The following is a 20,896-nucleotide window of genomic DNA, read 5'->3' on the forward strand; positions in this document are numbered from 1 at the left end:
TTCCTGCGCGGAGAATCCAAGACGCCCAGGACACCCATGACGCCCACGGCAGCTGCAGCAGCCGTGGGCGTCATGGGCATGACATATAGAGAGATCAGCCGATGTGGAACGGGTCGCCGTAGACCTTCCAGTCGAGCGGCGGGTTCAGGTTGAGGTTCCCGGCCTTCAGGAACACCCGCTGCTCGGTGTCGACCCGGCTCGTGTCGCTGTGGGCCTCCTCCTGCTGCATCGCCCAGACGCGGGCGTCGAGGAACGCGTTGAGGTACGTCGTCTCGTTGCCCCCCTGCGCCGGCGTCTTGGCCTTGGCCAGGGCGCGCTTGCGTATGGAGCTGAAGCTGGTGGAGTCGTCGCCGTCGCCGTGCATCACGATGGCGTCGTAGTACGCGAACTGACCGAGCGTGCCGATCCCGTCCGTCTTGCCCTGCTTGACCGCCGGGTCGAAGTACACCCGGTCGCGCTCGTCGTTCTGCGCCGTCTGGAAGGCGGTGTCCTTGGCGGCGGTCTTCCAGGCGCTGACGAAGCCCGAGCCGAGGCCCGAGTGGGAGTCGGTGCCGTCGACCTTGCGCAGGGCGGGGAGATACTTGGCGAGGGCGTTGCCCGGCACCCGGGCGGTGTACAGCTCGACCAGGTCCAGCATGTCGTGCGTGCCGGAACAGAAGCCGATGATGCCGGCGGTGTAGCCGCGGCCGTCACCGATGTCCTCGATGTACTTGTACTGCGCCTTCCAGTCCAGCGAGGAGTTCTCCGCGCTGGAGACCAGCTTCATGGCGATCTCCTTCTTCGCCGGATCGTCGAGCCCGGTGGCGGCGGCCACCTGCTGCGACTGCTGTGCACCGGCGTGCGGCGTGGCCGCGTACGCGGTGACGGGCATGGCCACCAGAACCAGGCCGAGCAGCGTGCGGGAGACGATCCTTGTGCGACGCGCCGTGGTGCGGCGGTGGGGGACGTTCACCAGACCTCCAGAAGAGAGTTCGTCGTACCGGTGTTCTGTTAGGAAGCTTTCCTATCAGGCGACGGAGAGACTCGTACACCCCTTCGGTGCAAGTGAGTTCAAAAAAGGGAAGGACCGCTACCGGGGCGACCGGACCCAGGCCGTGGTGTCCGGCGGCAGCAAACCGCCGGTCAACGGGGCGCTGATGTGCAGGAGTTCGTCGTGGGCGGGCAGTGTGACCGGTCCGGCGGAGAGATTCGTGACGCAGCGGACGGGACCGCGGTCGAAGGCGAGGACGCTCTCGGGTGCGGGGAGCCAGGCGAACTCGTCAGGCGACGGGGCGAGTTCGGCCCGGCGGATGCGCAGCGAAGTGGCGTAGAACTCCAGCATCGAGTCCGGGTCGCCGGTCTGCGCCCGTACGCTCAGGGTCTTCCAGGCGGCCGGCTGTGGCAGCCACGGAGCGGCGGCGTCAGGGCGCTCGTCGCCCCACGGGATCGGCACCCGGCAGCCGTCGCGGCCCAGGTCCTCGCCCCCGGTGTGCAGGAAGGTCGGGTCCTGGCGGAGCCCGGCGGGGATGTCCTCGACCTCCCAGAGGCCCAGCTCGTCGCCCTGGTAGACGTACACGCTGCCGGGCAGCGCCATCGTGAGCAGGGCGGCGGCGCGCGCCCGGCGCAGGCCCAGTTCCAGGTCGACGGGCGCGCCGTGGGTCCGTACGCCGTCCAGTGCGTACGAGGTGTCGGTGCGGCCGTAGCGGGTCACATGGCGGGTGGTGTCGTGGTTGGAGAGCACCCAGGTGGCCGGGGCGCCCACCGGCGCGTGCGCGGCGAGCGTGGCATCGATGACCCTGCGGAGCGCCTTCTCTTCCCAAGGGCTCTGCAGGAAGGCGAAGTTGAAGGCGGTGTGCAGTTCGTCGGGTCGCAGATAGCGGGCGAAGCGCCCGGGGTCGGCGGTCCACACCTCGCCGACGAAGACGCCATCGCGCCGGTAGGAGTCGATGACCTCGCGCCAGCCGCGGTAGATCTCGTGGACACCGTCCTGGTCGGACCAGGGTGACGGCGCCTGCGGGGTGACCTCGGGCAGGGCGGGGTCCTTGACCAGGTTGTCGGCCACGTCGATACGGAACCCGTCGACGCCCCTGTCGAGCCAGAACCGCAGGACCGACTCGAACTCGGCTCGTACCTCCGGATGCTCCCAGTTGAAGTCCGGCTGCTCGGGCGCGAAGCGGTGCAGGTACCAGGCGCCGGGTGTCCCGTCGGGCTCCGTGACCCGGCGCCAGGAGGGGCCGCCGAAGACGGACTGCCACGCGTTCGGCGGCAGCTCGCCGCTCTCGCCCCGGCCCTCGCGGAACCAGAAGCGCTCGCGTTCCGCGGAGCCGGGCCCCGCTGCCAGGGCCTCCTGGAACCAGCGGTGCCGGTCCGAGCAGTGGTTGGGCACGATGTCGATGATGACCCGCAGACCCGCGGTGTGCACCTCGTCGATCAGCGCCTCGGCCTCGGCGAGCGTCCCGAAGAGGGGGTCGATGTCCCGGTAGTCGGAGACGTCGTAGCCGCCGTCGGCCATGGGGGACGGGTACCAGGGGCTGATCCAGAGGGCGTCGACGCCCAGCTCCCGCAGATGGGGCAGGCGGGCGCGGATGCCCGCGATGTCACCGATCCCGTCCCCGTCCCCGTCGGCGAAACTGCGCGGATAGACCTGGTAGATGGCGGCGGAACGCCACCACGGGCTGCTCTCGGCACGATGCATGGGGCGAATCTAAGGAGCGCCGGGGAATTCCGTCAACGCCGATACGATCGATACGATCCCGTCCGATCGATACGCACAGGGGTCATAGAGTGGCGGCCATGCGTCTTCATGTCGACCAGCGCCACGACCGGGTCCTCGAAATCGTCGAACAGCGCGGCAGCCTGCGGGTGACCGAACTCGCGAGCGAACTCGGGGTCTCCTCTGTCACCCTGCGCAGGGACATCGAGATCCTGGCACGGCAAGGGAAGGTGCGGCGGCTGCACGGCACGGTGCTGTGGCCGGAGGCGACGGCGGCCGCGCCCGCGCCCGTCGCACCGCCGGTGCCGGTGCCGGTGCGGTCCGGCGAAGGGATCGTCGTCGGCATGGTCGTGCCGTCGACCGACTACTACTTCGCCGATGTGGTCCGCGGGGCCCGTGAGGCGGTCGAGGCGCGCGGCGGGCGGCTGACGATCGGACTGCACCGCTATCTCTCAGGCGAGGACACGGCCCAGAGCGAGCGCCTGCTGGCCACGGGCGTCGACGGCCTGCTGCTGACGCCGCGCTGGGACGGTGGCGAGGCACTCGCGGGCGAGGGCGACTGGGCGGGCCGGCTGGACGTGCCCGTGGTCCTGGTGGAGCGGCGGGCCGAGCTCAGCAGTCCGGCGGCCGCACTGGACCAGGTGGCCACGGACCATGCGTACGGAGTCGGAGCGGCGGTCAGACACCTCGCCGGGCTCGGCCACCGCAGGATCGCCCTCGCCGCCCAGGAGAGCCCCACCGCCGCGCAGTTGAGGTCCGGCCACCGTGCGGCCGTCGCCGCGCTCGGTCTTGCGGAGGTGCCCGCCTCGCCGCTGGACACCGTCCCTTCGGTCTCCGAGGCCGACCGGTTCGAGCGCACCCTGGACCACCTCGTCGACTCGGTGGCCCACCACGGTGTGACCGCCGTGGTCGTGCACAGCGACGCGGACGCCGTGGTGCTGGTGCCGCGGCTGCAGTCCAGGGGCGTCAAGGTGCCCGAGGAGCTCGCGGTCGTCGCGTACGACGACGAGGTCGCCGACCTGGCCGGGCTGCCGCTGACCGCGGTGGCCCCGCCGAAGCGGGCCGTGGGCGCCGCGGCGGCAGGGCTGCTGCTCGACCGGATCGCCGAACTCCGCGACGGTGCGCGTGCGCCGGCACCGCGCCGCCATGTCGAACTTCTGCCGGAACTGCGGGTCCGTGCGTCCTCCGGCGGCCCCGTTTACCTGGAGACCACCTGAGCGTTTCTGATCGTTTGGGCAAACGCTCTTGACGGTGATCGTTCTTGGTCGAAAGATGGCCGAAGTTCGTCTTTGAAAGGACCTCACTGTCATGGCTTCTGGCGTACGCGACCGTGCCCGCCGCGTTCTCGTTGTCGGGATCGACGGCGTTCGCCTCGACACCCTGCGCACCGTGGACACCCCGCACCTGGACTCCGTCGAGGCGGCCGGATTCCTCGCCCCGGTGGAGATCCGCCCCGGCACCCCCACCATGTCGGGACCCTGCTGGGCGACGATCGTCACCGGGGTGAGCGTCGACAAGCACGCGGTGTGGAGCAACGACTTCAGCGGCAACCGCCTCACCGTCTTCCCCGACTTCACCACCCGCCTCACCCGCGGCGACGGCCGCCGCACCTATGTCGCAGCGGGCTGGCAGCCGTTGGTGACCGTGGCCGACGGCGGCCCGCTCTTCCGCGAGCCCAGCCGCCTCAGCCATGCCGCCCCGGCCGCCGAGACCTGCGAGGACTGGGAGGCGGTGGACGAGCAGATGACCGCCGACGCGGTCCGCGTGCTCTCCGACGAGGACCCCGAGGCCTCGTTCGTCTATCTCGGCGCGACCGATGAGACCGCCCACATCCTGGGCTGCGTACCGGAGTACGAGCGCTCCATAGCCCGCGCCGACGAGCGGCTCGGCCGGCTGCTCGCCGCGGTGCGCGGCCGGGCGACGTACGACGACGAAGCGTGGACGTTCATCGTCGTGACCGACCACGGCCACCGCGACGAGGGCGGCCACGGCGGCCGCACCGACCAGGAGCGCACCGCATGGATCGCCTGCTCAGGACCTGACGTCCCGGCCGGGGCGACCGTGCGCGAACTTCGCCACGAGGACGTGGCGGCCCAGGTGTTCGCCGCACTCGGCCGGCCCGCGGACTCGCACTGGACTCTGGACGGGCGGCCGTTCACGGTGGTCCCGCAGGCCGTCCTCTTCGACATGGACGGCACGCTCGTCGACACCGAGTCGCTCTGGTGGAAGACGGCCGAGGACGTCGCCGGGGGTCTCGGTCACAGGCTGTCCGACGCGGACATCCCCGAGGTCGTCGGCCGCGCGGTCGAGGACACCGCCGCCCACCTCTTCCGGATCTCGGACGCGGCCCGCCCGCTCGCGGAGATCACCGCGGACCTCGACGAGCGCTTCCTGGCCGCGGTCGAGGCCGACACGGTCCTGCTGCCTGGTGCGCGCCAGCTCCTCGACCTGCTCAACGGCTTGGGTATTCCCACCGCCCTGGTGTCGGCCTCGCCGCGCCCCGTCGTGGACGCCGTACTGAAGGTGCTGGGCACGGAGTCCTTCCGTACGACCGTCGCCGCGGGCGAGACCCCGGCCACCAAGCCCGCCCCCGACCCCTATCTCGCCGCGGCCCGCACGCTGGGTGTGGACCCGTCCGGGTGCCTGGTCGTGGAGGACAGCCCGACGGGGATCGCGGCGGGGGAGGCGGCCGGGTGCCTGGTCGCGGCCGTGCCGTCCTTCGTGCCGGTCCAGGCGGCGCCCGGGCGGCGCGTCCTGACCGGACTCGGCGAACTCCTGCGCGACTTCCGGTAGTTGTACGGAAGAGGGGGCGGGGCCGGCTGCTCTCGGCAGCCCGGCCCCGCCCCCTCTGCGTTCCCTGCGGTCAGTGGAGCCTGACCGTGACCGTCTGGGTGTCGCCGCGCAGACCGCTCAGGTCACCGAACGTGAGGGTGAGCTCGTGCCCGGTCTCGGCCGCCGTGACCGAAGAGGCCTTGGACACCACGGACTTGACCCGCCGCTTCCATGTCAGCGTCAGACCGTCCTTGGCGACACGCGAGGGGTCGGCGACGGTGATCGTCGCCGTTCCGTCGCGCTTCTCACGGATCTGTACGCTCACCGGCGCGCTCGCCGTGACCGCGCCGGCCGTCCCCGCCTCCCAGAAGTTGATCCCGGTGAACCCGTGCGAGGGGACCCGGACGGCCTGCTGCTGCGGGGTGTTGGCGAGGATCTCCAGCCAGTGGTGGTCCAGTGCGCGCGCCGCGGTGCGCAGGGCGCTCGCCCCGGGCATCAGGATGTACGCGTAACCGGCGTCCTGCGGGTCGGTGCCGTGGTCCTGCCAGAGCGTCGCGTAGCGCCGGGTGATCGGGTCGGTGGTGCCGCTCGCGCCGTTGACGTCCTTCCAGGCGCCGGTGCGCTCCTCGCGGAGCGCGTTCAGCTTCGTACCGCCGGGGAACACATAGCCGGCGTGGCCCGCCAGGTGCGCCCAGCGGGTGGAGCGGCCGGTGACCGACCAGCCCTGCGCGGACGGCTGGGGCCTGCCGTCGAGGAGCAGCGCCGGGGCGCCGGACACGCCCAGGTTGCGGTTGTCGAAGACCGTCTCGACGGTCGTGCCGTCGGCCGATGTGATCCCCGCGCCGAGGCAGACCACCGAGTCGTCCAGCCAGAACCAGGACTTCTTGGCGTGCATCGTGGAGGCGAGTCCCTGCAGATGCTGGCCCGTGGTGCCGAACTCGCCGTCGCCCGTGCCGCCCACCCAGGCGCTGTCCGTACGGGGGTTGGCCCAGGCGCCGCCCTGGCCGTCGGCGAGCTTCTTCGTCGAGACGGTGGTGCCGGGCAGCCGGTAGGGGTTGGCGGTCGGCCAGTACGCGTCCGAGTACTGGCCGAGGCCCGCGTCGGGTCCCCACCACTGCAGCCAGCCCGAACCGGTGTGCCAGCCGCGGTAGTTCTCCAGATTGCCGAACTCGTAGTGCGCGATGCGGTTCGAGGCCAGGGAGAGGCCGGCACCCCAGTCGCGGCGGCGGTGGGTGACCCGGTCCATGTTGTGGAAGACCCGGTGCGCGACGGGCTCGGGGGCCGCCGTCACAGTGGTGTCGTCGAGGAGTGTCTGCAGCCGCGAGAGGTTGACCAGGCTCAGGCCGGCGTCCTTGAGGGCGGGGCCGTAGTGGTCGCGCTGGAGCCAGCCCTTGACCATGGCGCGCCAGCGCGCGTTCTCCTCGGCGCTCGCGCCCTGGCCGAGCAGCACGATCGAGCCCATGACGCTGTGGGCGCGGATGTGGTCGTCGGTGCCGATGCGGGTGATGCCGCGCCCCGAGACGTTGTCCATCATCAGGCCGTCGTAGACGAAGGGGGCGATGGCCGCCTCGATCGTGTCGAGGAACTGCTGGCTGCCCGGGTCCGTCACTTCCCAGCTCGATCCGCGCAGCAGCGCGAAGAGCCTGCCGAGGCCGTCGTTGAGCACGGCACCGTAGCCGCCGATGTAGGGGATCGAGGTGTGCTGGACGAAGGATCCGTCGTCGTAGAAGCCGTCACCGGTGGTGACGTACGGGAAGACCGGCGAGAGCGCGTCGCGGGCGACCTTGATCTTGTCGCCGTTCTTGCCGACGACACCGCGCAGGATCATGCCCCGGCACAGGTCGACGCGGTTGGCGCCGGTGCTCGTGCCCGTGTACTTGGCGAGGAGCGACTCCGGGAGGAACTTGTCCACCGCGGCGACGTAGCTGTCGATCTGCGCCTGGGACAGCTCGTCGTAGAGGAGGACGGATATGTCCATCAGCGCCTGCGGGGAGCCGATCTGGAAGTTCCACCAGTTCCCGTACTGCGTCTTGTTCTCGTTGAAGACGTCGGCGTGCAGATGGTCGAGGCCGGTGAGGACCGCGTCCTTGAGCGCCGTGTCGCCGGTCAGTCCGGTGCCGGGCTGCGAGTAGGCCTCGGCCATCGTCCGCAGCCGGTTGTAGCTGGTGTTCATCTTCTCGGAGAAGGCGAACGACTCGGTGTCGGTGTCCGGCTCGGGGTCCAGATAGACGAGGTCGGGCCAGAGGGAGCCGGACGCAGGTGCCATGGCCGTACGGAACCCGGCCGCCTGCGTGCCGAGGGCGGCCAGTTTGGTCTTGAACGGCTCTGCGGTGGGGCTGAATCCGGCGCCCAGGTAGAGCTCGCGCCACTTGGCACGTAGGGTCGCGAATTCGTCGGTGTCGGCCGTCGTCGCGCTTGTCGCGCCGGCCGTCGTGCCGGCGGCGTGGGCAGGGGTGGCGGACAGGCCGAAAGCGCCAAGTGCAAAGGCTGTGCTGCCGGTTGTGGCGATGAAGCCACGGCGGGACCAGGGAGGCGTCATGGGATCTCCGGGAGCCAGGTGAAGGTGAGTCACTCATGGGCAAGCGCTTTCTAGCACGTTCGTGCTCAAACGCTCAACGGTTCGCGTGAAATTGATCGAACGATCATTTGAGGGGAATGTGCGTGACGAATGAATCGGGCAGGCTGGAGGCGTTCAGTGACGGGGTGTTCGCCATCGCGATCACCCTGCTCATCCTGGAGATCAAGGTCCCTGAACATGCGGGGGGCGAGCTCTGGAAGGCGCTGGGGGAGCAGTGGCCCTCGTACGCCGCCTATGTCGTGAGTTTTCTGGTCATCGGGATCATGTGGCTCAACCACCACCAGATCTTCCGGTTCGTGGCCCGGGTCGACCGCACCCTGATGTTCCTCAATCTGCTGCTGCTGATGACCGTCGCCGCGCTGCCCTGGCCCGCCGCCCTGCTCGCCACGTATCTGCGCGAGGGCAGTGCCTCGCACGTGGCGGCCGCCGTCTACAGCGGGCTCATGGTGGTGATGGCGCTCACTTTTCAGGCGGTGTGGTGGCATCTGACGAAGACCGGCCATCTCTTCGACGACCGTGTGGACGCACTGGCCGCCCGCGCCACGCTTCCCCAAGCTCTCAACTTCGTTCGAGCAGGGAGAGGCCCCATCCCGCTTTGCCTTGGGCACCCTGGTCTACCCGGCCACGCTCGCCCTGTCCTTCGTCTCCGCGCCGGCGACCCTCGCGGTGCACGGGCTGCTCGCCGTCTACTACGGCTTCAATCAGCTGCCGGTACCGACGAAAGAGAAGGGTCCCGAAGCCCTGTAGCGTCGAGGGTATGGATGATCACGGAGTGGTGGATGTCGGGGACGTACGGCTGGCCTACCGGAGCTGGGGCAACCCCATGGGCGCGCCGGTCGTACTGCTGCACGGGCTGACCGGGTCCGCCGCCTCCTGGGACAAGGTGGGGGAGCTGCTCGGCGACGAGTGGCGGGTCTACGCCCTCGACCTGCGCGGACACGGCGAGAGCGACTGGCCCGACGACTACGATCTCGCGCTGATGTGTGAGGACGTGCTCGGCTTCCTCGATGAGCTGCAGCTGGACCGCGTGGGCCTCGTCGGCCACTCCATGGGCGGGGTCATCGCGTACCGGCTCGCTCTGGACCACGCGGACCGGGTGGAGTACCTGGTCCTGGAGGAGACCCCGCCGCCGTACCCCCGCGAGCTGACGGAGTCCGCGCCCCCCGAGGGCCCCGTCGACTACGACCTGGCCGTGGTCCCCGCCGTCCGCGCCCAGATCTTCGCCCCCGATCCCGAGTGGGAGGAGCGCCTCGGGGAGATCGTGGCGCCGACGCTGATCGTGGCGGGCGGGAGCGACAGCTCCATGCCGCAGGACCGGATCCACGACATGGCCGCGGAGATCCCCGACTGCCGGGTGATCACCATTCCCGTCGGGCACAACGTGCACGCCCTGCAGCCGCAGCAGTTCGCCGAGCACGTCGGCGAATTCCTCACCAGCTGAGCAACGGCGGTTCCCGTCACCAGGGTTGACGGGCCGTCAGATTGGCGGGAGGGTCGTCTTATGTCGGAGAACCGATATAACTCCGCCTCCCGGGGGCAGTGCCCATGGCCCGTACGGTACGCAGCCAGACCCAGCGCAAGTCGGAGACCAGAGCGCGGCTGATCGACGCCGCCGCCGATCTCTACGCCCGCAAGGGGTTCCACGCCGTGTCGGCCGAGGCCGTCGCCGCCTCGGCCGGGCGCACCACCGGCGCCCTCTACAGCCATTTCGGCGGCAAGGAAGGGCTGCTCCTCGCCCTCCTGGAGGTGTGGAAGGAACGCACCGCCGACGATCTCACCGCCGAACTCGCCGGCAGCTCGGACCCCGCCGCGCACTTCGGCGCGATGTGGGGCTCCATCACCCGCCCCATGGCCGACCGCGGGGACGCCTGGCTGCTTCTGGAGATGGAGCTCTGGCTGCACGGCGCACGCTCCCCGCTGGTCGGCACCCGGCTCGCCGAGCGGTACGCGGAGATCCGCACCCAGCTCGGTGAGGGCCTGGCCGACTGGGCGGCGACCACCGGACTCCCGCTGCCCCGGCCGCCCGCGGAGACGGGGGCACTGGTCCTCGGCGTACTCCTCGGATGTGCCCTGCAGCACCGCCTCGACCCGCACGGCGTACCCGACGTGCTGGTCGTCGGCGCCCTGCGCACGCTCCTCGGACTCGACGACCTTCCCCGAAAGGACCGGCCATGAGCGCTGCCGCCATCAACCTGCTCGAGGACACCTGGGCGCAGGGCATACCCCACGACCAGTTCGCCCGGCTGCGCCATGAGGACCCCGTCCACTGGCACGAGATCCCCGGCAGCCACGAGGGGTTCTTCGCCGTCACCCGCCACGACGACATCGTCGCCATCAGCCGTGAACCCGGACTGTGGTCCGTCGAGCTCGGCTCCTTCTTCATCCGCGACCAGACCCCCGAGGCCCTCGCCAGCCTGGGCCTCACCCTCATCGGGATGGACCCGCCCAAGCACACCCGCTACCGGCGGCTCGTGGCCACCGCCTTCTCGCCGCGCATGATCCGCAAGCTCACCGAGGACATCGGACGCAGGGCTGCTCTCCTGGCGGACACCGTGGCCGCCAAGGGCGGCGAGGTCGAGTTCGTCGAGGAGATCGCGGCCCGGCTGCCGTTGCAGGTCATCTGCGAGATGGTCGGCGTCCCGGCCGCCGACGAGGACCGGATCTTCGACTGGTCCAACCGTATGGTCGGCTTCCAGGACCCCGACTTCCGTACGAGCGAGGAGGACGGGCAGAACGCGGCCGCCGAGATCTACGCGTACTGCGACGCACTCGCCGCCGACCGCCTCAAGGAGCCCAGGGACGACATCCTCAGCGCCCTCGTCCACGCCGAACTGGACGGGGAACGGCTCTCGGGCCACGAGATCAACATGTTCTTCGTGACGCTCTGTGTCGCGGGGAACGAGACCACCCGCAATCTCCTCGCCCAGGCGTTGCTCACCCTTGTGCAGCACCCGGACGCCCGTGCGGAACTGGTCGCGGGGGTCGACGACGACGCGCTGTGGGCCACTGCCACGGAGGAGCTCCTGCGCTGGAACGGCTCGATCCACAACTTCCGGCGTACGGCCACCCGCGACACCGAGATCCGCGGTGTCCCCGTCAGGGCGGGCCAGAAGGCCGTCCTCTACTACACCTCGGCCAATCGCGACGAGGACGTCTTCGCCGACCCCGGTGTGCTCGACATCCGGCGCACCCCCAACGAACATCTCACCTTCGGCGGCGGGGGACCGCACTACTGTCTGGGCGCGGGACTCGCCCGCACCCAGATCACGGCGCTCACCCGGGAGTTGCTCCGCCGGCACGCCGGGGTGGAGCTCACCGGCGAACCGCGCCGGATGCGCTCCGACTTCATCAACGGGATCAAGTACCTCCCGGTGCGCTTCTCCTGACGGAGGGCCGGTTCCAAAACCGGGTCCAACGCCCTTACAGGACCGCCCCGTTGTTGGACTTGAGCTGCTGGCGCCGGTGGTCGCGCTTGTTCTGGCGGCGCTCTCTGAGGGAGGTGCGCCGCTGCTCGGGCTCGCCCTCGCCCTCGCTGTCGTCGTCCTCGCTCACGTCCCCGCTCTCGGCGGACACGGCCGCACTCTCCTCGGCCTCTTCGTCGTGCCGGGGGAGCGATTCGTCGAGCAGCGACGCATCGGGGGCGTCGATCTCAGTGGTCCACTCCGCCTCCTCCTGCAGCCGGTCGTTGACCGAGGGGCGGATCACGACGCGCACCCGGTCGAGCGCGTCCGCGGGAACCCGGAAGGCATACGTCGCCTTCCGGGTCCTCCGGCGCGGGACCGTGGTGTGCAGACCCGTCAGGATGGACTGGTCCGCGTCGTGGGTGCGGTGCGCCCGTACGTCGTCGGCCCAGAGCTGCACCCTGGCCTCCACTTCCATGTGGACGGCGGCCCTGGCCTTCTTCATCGCCTGTACGCGCTCGGCGGACCGCTTCTCGACCAGCCGGGTGCGCGCCGCCTCGCTGAGGTCGCCGGAGGGCGCGGGGGCCCTGGGGTGCTCCCTGCGGTGGGCGCGCATGGCCTTCCCCGCGCGTGGCGCGGTATTGCGGGCGCAGACGGTGAAGCGGACGTAGGTGTCGCCGTCCTGGTGGTCGCGGTCCAGGTGGGTCGGGGCGAAGGGCTCAAGATCGTCGACGAGTACTTCGAGCCCTCCGTCGAAGGCGAGCCACTCGCCGACTTCGCAGGTCTGGGACATGCCACATGCCTTTCGGCTCGGTTCTCTCCGTGCGCTTTGCCTCCATTGTGCGCGTTTGTTCTGTATAAGGCCTGGTCGGGGGTGTGCGCCGGCTCGCCGCCTACGGCTTCCAGTCCGGGTTCCGCCCGCTGAGCCCGATCACCCGGTCGAGCAGCGGGGCCCCCTCCGGCACCTCGATGACCGGCCCGAAGATCTCCCCGCGCCGCTCGGGGCCGGCGCCGAGCATGGCCTCCGCGATCTTCAGGCATGCGGTGTCCGGCTCGTACGGCTGTCCGGTGGCCCTGGCCAGGTCCCAGCCGTGCACGACCAGCTCGTCGACGGCGACCTGGGCCGCGGCCACCGCGGGGAAGGTGATGCCCCCGGCCTGGGTGTCGCCCTCCCAGGCGGCCGGGGAGCGCCAGGCCACGACGAGCTCGTCGAGCTGCCGGGGCAGCGTCGTGCGCCAGTCGCCGTCGAGCGTGGGGAGGGCCGAGCCCGGGTTGGTGCCGGTGAGCGGCCCGAAGTCCTTGTCGGCGGCGTTGCGGAAGGCCGCGGTCAGGCCGACGAGGTGGCCGAGGATCTCGCGTACCGCATAGTCGGGACAGGGGGTCGGGTCGTCGAGCTGGTCGTCCCGTACGGCGTCGAGGAGCTGTGCCACGGGCCGGGCGGCGGGTTCGAAATCGTAGATGTCCATATGCTGCAGACCGTACGCACGCCCGGAACTCATCGCCCGGCGCGCTACATCTCTGGCCAGTCGACCCTGAAGTACACCACTCGCTCGTCCTCGCCGGTCCGCTCCATGCCGACGGCGGCCATCACGCGCTGCGAGGCGATGTTGTCGAGATCGGCGTCACCGATCACCGATCTGATCCCGAGATCGCGTGCGAGCTGCAGCAGCCCGCGCAGCGCTTCGGAGGCGTACCCCTTGCCGCGGACGTCGGGGATCAGTGCGTACCCGATGGGGACGGTGCCGTCCTCGTCCGGCGGCCGGTTGAAGCCGAGGCCGCCGATGACGAGCCCGTCGCTGCGGCGCCGTATCTCGTAATTGCCGAACGGCTGCGGATCACCGGTGCTCGCGCAGTGCTCGAGGAAGTGTGCGGCCCCCTCGACATCACCCGGCGCGGGATATCCCGGAGCCCACAGGTCACCGTCGGCGGGTTCGGCCAGCACGACGCGCTCGGCCTCGGCGATGCTCATCGGGTGGAGCACCAGCCGCTCTGTCACAAGATCGTCCATGACAGGCAGACGTATCACGCAGCAGGGGCCGGGCGCACGGGAATTGGCCGATCGGGCGCTCAGTAGGCGCTGTTGACGTTGTCGATCGATCCGTAGACGTGGTACGCGTAGTTGGACGCGGCCGTGATGTTGGCGACCGGGTCGAGGAGGTCGTCCGCGGTTCCGGCGACGTGGTACGTGTCGAACGTCGGCTGGATGACCTGGAGCAGGCCCTTCGAAGGCGTGCCGTTCTGGGCGTTGATGTCCCAGTCGTTCACGACGTTCGGGTTGCCCGAGGACTCGCGCATCACGTTCTTGTAGATGCCCTCGTACGTGCCGGGGATGCCCTTCGCGGCCATGATGTCCAGCGACTCGTTGATCCAGCCGTTGAGGTCGTTCGAGTACGTCTTGGTCGCCGACGCGGTCTTCGCGGTCGATGCGGTCTTCGCAGTCGTTGCTGTCGTCTTCGCTGTCGTCTTCGCGGTGGTCGACGTGGTGGTCTTCGCGGCAGTCGTCGTGCTCGCAGCCGTCACCGCGGTCGACGGGGAGACGGACGAGGCGGCGAAAGCAACCGAGGAGGAGCCGCCCACCAGCAGGACTGCGGCGCAGACCGCGGTGAGCGTGGTGCGGGACCCCTGGACGGGATGGCGGAGGGCGTGACGGGACACAGAGAGGCCTAGCTTCGGGGACGGGGAGCGCCGCCGGAGCCCTCACAGGGCAGGGCGACCGCTTCACCATGGAGGAGGCCACCCAATCGGTGCAAAGAGGGCATCTACTACCTGATGCCGTACCGAGGGGTTAATCGTCCAATCTGCAACAAACGGGAATTCGCGCAGGCTGGGCCGATGCACTGGGGGCCGGGAGGGTGCCGACCCGGGTACTAGGACTGTTCGTACAGGACTGAGGTCCCGTGGCGTATCGCACAGCCACGGGACCTCAGGTACAGCTCGCTCTCATGAAGCGTTGAGAGAGTTCACAGACTCCAGCCTGGTCAGCCGATCAGCTGCTCGTACGCCGGCAGGGTCAGGAAGTCCGCGTAGTCCGCGTCCAGCGAGACCGTCAGCAGCAGATCGTGTGCCTGCTGCCACTTGCCCGCCGCGAAGGCCTCCTCGCCGACCTCCTCGCGGATCGCTGCCAGCTCCTCGGCGGCGATCGTGCGGGCGAGATCGGCCGTCGCCGTCACACCGTTCTCGAAGACGACCCCGGCGTTGATCCACTGCCAGATCTGCGAGCGCGAGATCTCGGCGGTGGCCGCGTCCTCCATGAGGTTGAAGATGGCGACGGCGCCCAGGCCGCGCAGCCAGGCCTCGATATAGCGGGTGCCGACCTGGACGGCGTTGCGCAGTCCGTCGTACGTCGGCTTCGCGTCCAGCGAGTCGATCGCGATCAGGTCGCCGGGGGCCACCGAGACGTCCTCGCGCAGCCGGTCCTTCTGGTTCGGCTTCTCGCCGAGCACCGCGTCGAAGGAGGCCATGGCGATCGGCACCAGGTCGGGGTGGGCCACCCAGGAGCCGTCGAAGCCGTCGCCCGCCTCGCGGTCCTTGTCGGCCTTGACCTTCTCGAAGGCGACCTTGTTGACCTCGGCGTCGCGCCGCGAGGGGATGAAGGCCGCCATGCCGCCGATCGCGTGCGCGCCGCGCTTGTGGCAGGTGCGCACCAGGAGCTCGGTGTACGCCCGCATGAAGGGGGCGGTCATCGTGACCAGGTTGCGGTCCGGCAGGACGAACTTGGCTCCGCCGTCACGGAAGTTCTTGACGATGGAGAAGAGGTAGTCCCAGCGGCCCGCGTTGAGGCCGGAGGCGTGGTCGCGCAGCTCGTAGAGGATCTCCTCCATCTCGTACGCCGCCGTGATCGTCTCGATCAGGACGGTCGCGCGGACGGTGCCCTGCGGGATGCCGACGTAGTCCTGCGCGAAGACGAAGACGTCGTTCCAGAGGCGGGCCTCCAGGTAGGACTCCGTCTTCGGGAGGTAGAAGTACGGGCCCTTGCCGAGCTCGATGAGGCGCTTGGCGTTGTGGAAGAAGTAGAGGCCGAAGTCGACCAGCGCACCCGGAACGGGAGAGCCGCTCCGCTTCGCTCCGCCTCGGCTCTCTTCAAGTTCTCCGGATGCCGAGCCGAACTGCAGGTGGCGCTCCTCCAGGTGCCAGCCGCGCGGCCGCATGACGACGGTCGCGAGCTCGGCGGCGTCCTTGAGGGCGTAGGTCTTGCCCGACCTGTCGTCGGTGAAGTCGATCCGGCGCGCGTAGGCGTCGGTGAGATTGAGCTGGCCGAGGACGACATTCTCCCACGTGGGAGCCGAGGCGTCCTCGAAGTCGGCGAGCCAGACCTTGGCGCCCGAGTTCAGGGCGTTGATGGTCATCTTGCGGTCGGTCGGACCGGTGATCTCCACCCGGCGGTCGTTCAGCGCGGCCGGGGCCGGTGCGACCTTCCAGGAGTCGTCCGCGCGGATCGCCGCCGTCTCGGGCAGGAAGTCCAGCGAGGAGGTACGGGCGATCTCGGCACGCCGCTCCCCGCGACGGGCGAGGAGCTCGTTGCGGCGCGGCGTGAAGTTCCGGTGCAGCTCGGCCACGAAGGCGAGGGCCGCGTCGGTCAGGACCTCGTCCTGCCGGGGCAGGGGCTCGGCATCGACGATGGCCAGCGGGGACGGCGCTGGTGCGGACATGAGCTGTCACTCCTTACAGCGGCGGTGCCCTGGGCGGCCGCCGGGCGTTCACTCATGGCACGGGGTGCCATGGGAGCCGAGATGCGACTGCGGGCGCCGTCTGGGGGTCGGGCGCTTCTGACGTGTGGATACTAGTTTCCTCATGGTGGAACTTCAACGGTCTGTTGACGTCGAGAATCTCCGAGTCGACAGAAGTTGTCGCTGAGTGCCACACCGGTCACTCCAAGTGGATCAAGTCCTCGATGGTGTCGATGTCGTAGTCCTCGGCCACATCCGCACACTCGACGAGTGTGATCGCCCCACTGTGCGCCTTCAGATAGGCGCGTGCCCCGCGATCGCCCACCGCACTCGCCGCGATCTCCTCCCACCGGTCCGCGCCGAAGAGGACGGGGTGCCCCCGCTTCCCGTCGTACGAAGCTGCCGCAAGGCTCGTCGGCGAGCGGTACGCCCCGAGCACACGGGCCACCGCCCGGGACCCGATCCCCGGCTGGTCCACCAGAGAGACGAGCGCCGCAGCCGCGCCCGACGAGGCCAGCGAACCGAGCCCGGCCCGCAGGGACGACCCCATCCCCTCCTCCCACTCCGGGTTCTCCACCAGGACGCACCCCGGCAGTCGGGCCCGCTCCCGTACCTCCGCGGCAGCCGCGCCGAGCACCACGTGCACCAGCTCGCACCCGCCGTCGCGCAGCACCCCCACCGCGTGCTCGACCAGTGGCCGGCCGCGGTGTTCGAGCAACGCCTTCGGGCGCCCGCCGAGCCGCCGCCCGCCGCCCGCGGCGAGCAGCAGCCCGGCGACCCTTCCCTCTGTTCCCTCTGTCTCCAAACGCACCATGGGAACTGGATACCTCACGGACACCGGTCCTTCGGCCTCAATTCCGTCGACGGAGTGGCGGAGAACTCGCAAAGTGGCGTTAACTTGCCCGCGGCCCCCCGGTGTCTGACCCGCTCCGGCAAGGGATCCGTACTTCAGCGCGACCAGCGATACCGGCACGAAGGCGTGCGAGGGGGAGAATTTTGTTGCAGAACGTGGGGCAGAGGCCTGTGACCGGCAACGACGAGGACCCGAGGGTGGCGGAGCTTCGCTTCGCCGTCTCCCGGCTTCGCCGTGAACTCGCCGCGCACCCGGCGGAGTTCGCCGACCGGGCGATCGCCGAGGACGAACTGGCGGCCCTGGCCGCCATGGGACTCAGCGGCGTACCGGAGATTCCGCGGCTGCGCCGCTCGCTGCTGCTGATCGCGGGGGCGATCGGCTCGGTCAGCGCCTTGGCGGTCTCGCTCAATGCCGTACGCAACGCGGTGGACCTCTTCGGGAACCCGCCGCAGCAGCGCTGACCCCCGGACACCCTCAGCGCCTGATGAGCCGCCGTGCCGTGGCCGCGGCCACCGCCGAGGTCCGTGAGTCGACGCCCAGCTTGGCGTAGATGTGCACCAGATGGGACTTCACCGTCGCCTGGCTGAGGAAGAGCTCCTTGCTGATCCGCTGGTTGGAAAGACCTTCCCCGACCAGCTGCAGCACCTCAAGCTCGCGCCGGGTCAACGACTCGGCGGGGGTGCGCATCCTGTCCATCAGCCGGTGCGCGACCGCGGGCGCGAGCGCCGACTGGCCCGCGGCGGCCGTACGGACAGCAGCCGCCAGCTCCTCCGGCGGGGCGTCCTTCAGCAGATACCCGCCGGCCCCCGCCTCGACCGCGGCGAGGATGTCGGCATCGGTGTCGTACGTCGTCAGAATGAGCACCCGCGGCGCCCCCGCGACGGCGGTGATCGCGGCCGTGGCCTCCGCGCCGTGCATCCCCGCCCCGAACTGCAGGTCCATCAGCACCACATCGGCGATCCCGGTCGCGGCCAGCTCCACCGCCCGCTCGGCCGTCGCCGCCTCCGCGACGATCTCGAAACCCGGCTCGGTCTCCAGGACGGCGCGCAGCCCGGCCCGTACCACCGGGTGATCGTCGGCGAGCAGCAGGCGGATCGTCATCGGGCGGCCTTCTCCGCGGCCTTCCCGGCGGCCTGGAGGGGCAGCGGCAGCGTGACCGCGACAGCCGTGCCCTGGCCCGGCGCGGACTCGACCGTGAAGGTGCCGCCCAGCGACTCGGCGCGCGAGCGCATCGCGGGGAGCCCGAAACCGCCGTCGCCCGCCGGGACGTACGAAGGGTCGAAGCCCCGGCCGTCGTCGACCACGTCGAGGGCCACCGCCGTGTCCATGAAGCTCAGGGTGATCTCGGCGCGGCCGGCCCCCGCATGGCGGACGGTGTTGGACAGCGCCGACTGGGCGATCCGCAACAGCGCCACGTCGTACGGGGTGGGCAGAGCCACCGGCGTACCGCTCGCGGAGAAGCGGGCGCCAGGCGTACGCGACGACAGCCGCGCCAGCGCCCCGGAGAGCGATCCGTGCTCCAGGTCGGGCGGCGAGAGCTCCCGTACGAACCGCCGCGCCTCGGCCAGATTGTCCTGCGCCGCCTGTCGGGCCTGCTCGATGTGGGCGGCGGCCGGGGCGCCGTCGGGCAGGGTCCGCCCCGCGGCGCGCAGCAGCAGCTGGATGGAGGAGAGGCCCTGGGCGAGGGTGTCGTGGATCTCGCGGGCCAGGCGCTCGCGCTCGGCGAGCGTGCCCGCCGTCCGTTCGGCGGCGGCGAGCTCGGCCCGGGTGGCGATCAGCTCGTCGATGAGCCTGCGCCGTCGCTCGCTCTCCCGGTAGAGCGCCTGATAGCCGAGCACGGTTGCCACGGCGACCGCCGCACCGAGCAGCGGCCCTATGAACGCGCCCGGGTTCAGCGGCCCGCCGTGCAGTACGTAACCGGCGATCGCGGCCCCCGCCGTGGCAGCCACCGAGGGCAGCGCCCAGCGCGGCGGCAGCAGGTGCAGCTGCAGGAAGTAGAGGGGGAAGGCGGTCCACAGACCGTCGGGGGAGAGGACCAGCAGCACCAGCCAGGCGGCGCCCAGCGCCCCGAGCCAGACGGCCGCCGCGGTGCGCGAGGTCCGTACGGAAGGCAGGGCGGCGCCCAGCGCGTAGATCCCGCCGACCGCGGCGGCGGCCACCACCACGGCGGGGGCGTCCGGGGCGTGGTCGGTGAGCGCACGGGCTGCGGCCAGCGCGAGCAGCCCCGCCATCAGCAGGTGCAGACAGATGCGCAGGGCGCCCAGGGCCGGGGTGAGGGAACGTGGATCCATGACCCGTCCAGCGTAGGCGGACCGGCACGGCGAACGGTCAACCGAAAGGTTGATTGCGGACTCCGCCTTTTGATCCGGACACGGCCATCCGAGGCGCGATGCCCCGCGGACCCCTCGCCCAGCAGGGTGGGGACCATGTTCGTCGCATGGAGAGATCTGAGATTCGCCCGGGGCAGGTTTGCCCTGATGGGCGCGGTGATTGTGCTCATCACACTGCTGGTCGGGCTGCTGTCCGGACTGACGGCGGGGCTGGCCAAGGACAACACCTCGGCCGTCACCGGACTGTCCGCATCGGCGGACCACCTGGCCTTCGCCGCGCCCCCGTCCGGACAGTCGGCGTCCTTCGCCGGCTCGCAGCTGGCACCCCGTGCCTGGCACGAGTGGGCGGGGCGGCCGGGGGTGAGGAGCGCGGAGCCGATCGCGATCTCGACGCTCAACGCGGCCTCGGGCGATCGTACGGCCGCGGTCACTGAGTTCGCCGTACGGGACGGATCCGGACCCGCGCCGGAGCCCCCGGGCCCGGAGGGTGTGGTGCTCTCCACCGGGGCCGCGAAGGACCTGGGCGCGGCGGCCGGGGACACGGTCGAGCTGTCGGGGCGGCGGCTGGAGGTGACCGCGGTGGTGGGCGAGGACTCGTACAGCCACACCCCCGTCGTCTGGACCGCGCTCGCCGACGGCCGCAGCGCGACGGTCGTGGCGCTGGCCACGGACGACGGCGCGGATCTCGCGGCGGGCGACCGGGCGGCCGGCACCCGGACGCTCTCGCTGGACGGATCCCTCGCGGCGCTCCCCTCGTACCAGGCGGAGAACGGCTCCCTCCAGCTGATGCGCGGATTCCTCTTCGCGATCTCGGCCCTGGTCATAGGGGCGTTCTTCACGGTCTGGACGATCCAGCGCAGTGGCGACATCGCGGTGCTCAAGGCGCTGGGCGCGTCGACCCCGTATCTGCTGCGCGACGCACTCGGCCAGGCGGTGCTGATGCTGACGGCCGGGACGCTGCTGGGCACCGGGCTCGCGGCGGGGGTCGGCGCGCTGGTCCCCGCGGACGTTCCTTTCGTACTCGATCCGCTCACCGCTCTCGCCCCTGCCGCCGTGCTGGTCGGCCTCGGTGCGGTCGGCGCGGGTCTCTCCGTACGGCGGATCACCGCCGTCGATCCGCTGACTGCCCTGGGAAGTGCGCGATGAACTCCGCGATGAACTCCGCGAATCTGCTCCTCGACGACGTCACCCTGACCTATCGCGACGGCGAGGGACGCCTCACCGCGCTGGACGCGGTGTCCCTGGACGTGCCGGCCGGATCGCTCACGGCGGTGGTCGGACCCTCGGGCTCGGGCAAGTCGAGCCTCCTCGCGGTGGCGGCGACGCTGGTCGCACCGGACCGGGGGAGGGTGGTCGTCGGCGGTACGGACACGGGGCCGCTGAGCCGTGCGGACAAGGCGGAGCTGCGGCGTTCGCGGATCGGGATCGTCTTCCAGCAGCCGAATCTGCTGCCCTCGCTGACGGCGGTCGAACAACTGCAGTTGATGGCACATCTCTCCGGCCGTCCGGTACGCCAAGTCCGTGACCGTGCAAGGGAGTTGTTGGCAGCTGTTGGCCTGAAGGACAAGGCGGACCGGCGCCCGCACCAGCTCTCCGGCGGCCA

The 20,896-nt window shown here is 70.5% G+C and carries 20 protein-coding genes; 9 read left to right on the forward strand and 11 right to left on the reverse strand.

Going from position 1 to position 20,896, the window contains the following annotated elements:
* Nucleotides 1–94 precede the first annotated feature (94 nt).
* Together J0695_RS25135 and J0695_RS25140 are read right to left on the reverse strand one after the other, a co-directional pair.
* Complete coding sequence (locus J0695_RS25135; protein ID WP_307798748.1) at nt 95–952, reverse strand: chitosanase; 858 nt, start codon at nt 950–952, stop codon at nt 95–97.
* 117 nt (nt 953–1,069) lie between these two features.
* Complete coding sequence (locus tag J0695_RS25140; RefSeq protein WP_206965529.1) at nt 1,070–2,674, reverse strand: glycoside hydrolase family 13 protein; 1,605 nt, start codon at nt 2,672–2,674, stop codon at nt 1,070–1,072.
* A gap of 98 nt (nt 2,675–2,772) precedes the next feature.
* Here J0695_RS25140 and J0695_RS25145 point away from each other — a divergent pair, with 98 nt between their 5' ends.
* Both J0695_RS25145 and J0695_RS25150 read left to right on the forward strand, forming a co-directional pair.
* Nucleotides 2,773–3,909 (forward strand): LacI family DNA-binding transcriptional regulator, encoded by a 1,137-nt coding sequence (locus J0695_RS25145; protein ID WP_206965531.1) that lies wholly within the window; start codon nt 2,773–2,775, stop codon nt 3,907–3,909.
* Nucleotides 3,910–4,000: 91 nt separating this feature from the next.
* On the forward strand, nt 4,001–5,485 hold the full coding sequence (locus tag J0695_RS25150) for an HAD-IA family hydrolase (RefSeq protein ID WP_206965533.1): 1,485 nt from the start codon (nt 4,001–4,003) through the stop codon (nt 5,483–5,485).
* A 70-nt stretch (nt 5,486–5,555) separates the two neighbouring features.
* Here the strand turns inward: J0695_RS25150 and J0695_RS25155 are convergent, their stop codons facing one another.
* Entirely contained in the window at nt 5,556–8,003 is a 2,448-nt protein-coding gene (locus J0695_RS25155; protein ID WP_206965535.1) for a polysaccharide lyase 8 family protein, read from the reverse strand.
* Nucleotides 8,004–8,125: 122 nt separating this feature from the next.
* Here J0695_RS25155 and J0695_RS25160 point away from each other — a divergent pair, with 122 nt between their 5' ends.
* The 4 genes from J0695_RS25160 to J0695_RS25175 all read left to right on the forward strand — a co-directional run bounded on the left by J0695_RS25160 (nt 8,126) and on the right by J0695_RS25175 (nt 11,428).
* Entirely contained in the window at nt 8,126–8,899 is a 774-nt protein-coding gene (locus tag J0695_RS25160; protein WP_307798749.1) for a TMEM175 family protein, read from the forward strand.
* Nucleotides 8,800–9,483: an alpha/beta fold hydrolase gene (locus J0695_RS25165; protein WP_206965537.1), complete on the forward strand. Its 684-nt coding sequence runs from the start codon at nt 8,800–8,802 to the stop codon at nt 9,481–9,483. The genes J0695_RS25160 and J0695_RS25165 overlap by 100 nt, the downstream gene beginning before the upstream one ends.
* 104 nt (nt 9,484–9,587) lie before the next feature.
* Complete coding sequence (locus J0695_RS25170; protein ID WP_206965539.1) at nt 9,588–10,217, forward strand: TetR/AcrR family transcriptional regulator; 630 nt, start codon at nt 9,588–9,590, stop codon at nt 10,215–10,217.
* Nucleotides 10,214–11,428, forward strand: a complete 1,215-nt coding sequence (locus J0695_RS25175) for a cytochrome P450 (protein WP_206965541.1) — start codon at nt 10,214–10,216, stop codon at nt 11,426–11,428. Before J0695_RS25170 ends, J0695_RS25175 begins: the two co-directional genes overlap by 4 nt.
* Before the next feature lie 34 nt (nt 11,429–11,462).
* On the opposite strand, the gene J0695_RS25180 is transcribed toward J0695_RS25175, so the two are convergent.
* From J0695_RS25180 to J0695_RS25205, 6 genes are all read right to left on the reverse strand, one after another.
* Nucleotides 11,463–12,236 carry a hypothetical protein gene (locus J0695_RS25180; protein WP_206965543.1) on the reverse strand — a complete coding sequence of 258 codons (774 nt, stop codon included), beginning with the start codon at nt 12,234–12,236 and terminating at the stop codon, nt 11,463–11,465.
* Nucleotides 12,237–12,336: 100 nt separating this feature from the next.
* Nucleotides 12,337–12,909, reverse strand: a complete 573-nt coding sequence (locus J0695_RS25185) for a TIGR03086 family metal-binding protein (RefSeq protein ID WP_206965546.1) — start codon at nt 12,907–12,909, stop codon at nt 12,337–12,339.
* Between the two features lie 44 nt (nt 12,910–12,953).
* Nucleotides 12,954–13,451 (reverse strand): GNAT family N-acetyltransferase, encoded by a 498-nt coding sequence (locus tag J0695_RS25190; protein WP_206965548.1) that lies wholly within the window; start codon nt 13,449–13,451, stop codon nt 12,954–12,956.
* A 59-nt stretch (nt 13,452–13,510) separates the two neighbouring features.
* A complete protein-coding gene (locus J0695_RS44135; protein WP_307798750.1) occupies nt 13,511–14,098 on the reverse strand; it encodes a transglycosylase SLT domain-containing protein in 588 nt (195 codons plus the stop codon).
* A gap of 323 nt (nt 14,099–14,421) precedes the next feature.
* The gene (gene aceB, locus J0695_RS25200; RefSeq protein ID WP_206965550.1) at nt 14,422–16,092 is read right to left on the reverse strand and encodes a malate synthase A; all 1,671 of its coding nucleotides are present in this window, start codon (nt 16,090–16,092) and stop codon (nt 14,422–14,424) included.
* Nucleotides 16,093–16,309: 217 nt separating this feature from the next.
* A complete protein-coding gene (locus tag J0695_RS25205) occupies nt 16,310–16,924 on the reverse strand; it encodes a nucleotidyltransferase family protein (RefSeq protein ID WP_206965552.1) in 615 nt (204 codons plus the stop codon).
* A gap of 182 nt (nt 16,925–17,106) precedes the next feature.
* On the opposite strand from J0695_RS25205, the gene J0695_RS25210 reads away from it, so the two are divergent.
* Entirely contained in the window at nt 17,107–17,424 is a 318-nt protein-coding gene (locus tag J0695_RS25210) for a DUF5955 family protein (protein WP_206965555.1), read from the forward strand.
* A 13-nt stretch (nt 17,425–17,437) separates the two neighbouring features.
* Here J0695_RS25210 and J0695_RS25215 read toward each other — a convergent pair whose 3' ends face one another.
* Together J0695_RS25215 and J0695_RS25220 are read right to left on the reverse strand one after the other, a co-directional pair.
* The gene (locus J0695_RS25215; RefSeq protein ID WP_206965557.1) at nt 17,438–18,064 is read right to left on the reverse strand and encodes a response regulator; all 627 of its coding nucleotides are present in this window, start codon (nt 18,062–18,064) and stop codon (nt 17,438–17,440) included.
* Nucleotides 18,061–19,254, reverse strand: a complete 1,194-nt coding sequence (locus tag J0695_RS25220; RefSeq protein WP_206965559.1) for a sensor histidine kinase — start codon at nt 19,252–19,254, stop codon at nt 18,061–18,063. Before J0695_RS25220 ends, J0695_RS25215 begins: the two co-directional genes overlap by 4 nt.
* A 135-nt stretch (nt 19,255–19,389) precedes the next feature.
* On the opposite strand from J0695_RS25220, the gene J0695_RS25225 reads away from it, so the two are divergent.
* Nucleotides 19,390–20,439 (forward strand): ABC transporter permease, encoded by a 1,050-nt coding sequence (locus J0695_RS25225; protein WP_206965561.1) that lies wholly within the window; start codon nt 19,390–19,392, stop codon nt 20,437–20,439.
* Nucleotides 20,436–20,896: ABC transporter ATP-binding protein (locus tag J0695_RS25230; RefSeq protein WP_206965563.1), on the forward strand; the 461-nt coding region annotated here is incomplete at its 3' end. The genes J0695_RS25225 and J0695_RS25230, both read left to right, overlap by 4 nt.

The organism is Streptomyces beijiangensis, assembly GCF_017315755.1.
GTDB classification, from domain to species: Bacteria; Actinomycetota; Actinomycetes; order Streptomycetales; family Streptomycetaceae; genus Streptomyces; species Streptomyces beijiangensis.

Bases quoted from the DNA above. Each gene is read 5' to 3' on its own strand.
- J0695_RS25225 (WP_206965561.1), top strand. From the start codon at position 19,390: ATGTTCGTCGCATGGAGAGATCTGAGATTCGCCCGGGGCAGGTTTGCC.
- J0695_RS25190 (WP_206965548.1), bottom strand. From the start codon at position 13,451: ATGGACGATCTTGTGACAGAGCGGCTGGTGCTCCACCCGATGAGCATC.
- J0695_RS25165 (WP_206965537.1), top strand. From the start codon at position 8,800: ATGGATGATCACGGAGTGGTGGATGTCGGGGACGTACGGCTGGCCTAC.
- J0695_RS25155 (WP_206965535.1), bottom strand. From the start codon at position 8,003: ATGACGCCTCCCTGGTCCCGCCGTGGCTTCATCGCCACAACCGGCAGC.
- J0695_RS25215 (WP_206965557.1), bottom strand. From the start codon at position 18,064: ATGACGATCCGCCTGCTGCTCGCCGACGATCACCCGGTGGTACGGGCC.
- J0695_RS25140 (WP_206965529.1), bottom strand. From the start codon at position 2,674: ATGCATCGTGCCGAGAGCAGCCCGTGGTGGCGTTCCGCCGCCATCTAC.
- J0695_RS25220 (WP_206965559.1), bottom strand. From the start codon at position 19,254: ATGGATCCACGTTCCCTCACCCCGGCCCTGGGCGCCCTGCGCATCTGT.
- J0695_RS25180 (WP_206965543.1), bottom strand. From the start codon at position 12,236: ATGTCCCAGACCTGCGAAGTCGGCGAGTGGCTCGCCTTCGACGGAGGG.
- J0695_RS25175 (WP_206965541.1), top strand. From the start codon at position 10,214: ATGAGCGCTGCCGCCATCAACCTGCTCGAGGACACCTGGGCGCAGGGC.
- J0695_RS25205 (WP_206965552.1), bottom strand. From the start codon at position 16,924: ATGGTGCGTTTGGAGACAGAGGGAACAGAGGGAAGGGTCGCCGGGCTG.
- J0695_RS25170 (WP_206965539.1), top strand. From the start codon at position 9,588: ATGGCCCGTACGGTACGCAGCCAGACCCAGCGCAAGTCGGAGACCAGA.
- J0695_RS25150 (WP_206965533.1), top strand. From the start codon at position 4,001: ATGGCTTCTGGCGTACGCGACCGTGCCCGCCGCGTTCTCGTTGTCGGG.
- J0695_RS25185 (WP_206965546.1), bottom strand. From the start codon at position 12,909: ATGGACATCTACGATTTCGAACCCGCCGCCCGGCCCGTGGCACAGCTC.
- J0695_RS25145 (WP_206965531.1), top strand. From the start codon at position 2,773: ATGCGTCTTCATGTCGACCAGCGCCACGACCGGGTCCTCGAAATCGTC.
- aceB (WP_206965550.1), bottom strand. From the start codon at position 16,092: ATGTCCGCACCAGCGCCGTCCCCGCTGGCCATCGTCGATGCCGAGCCC.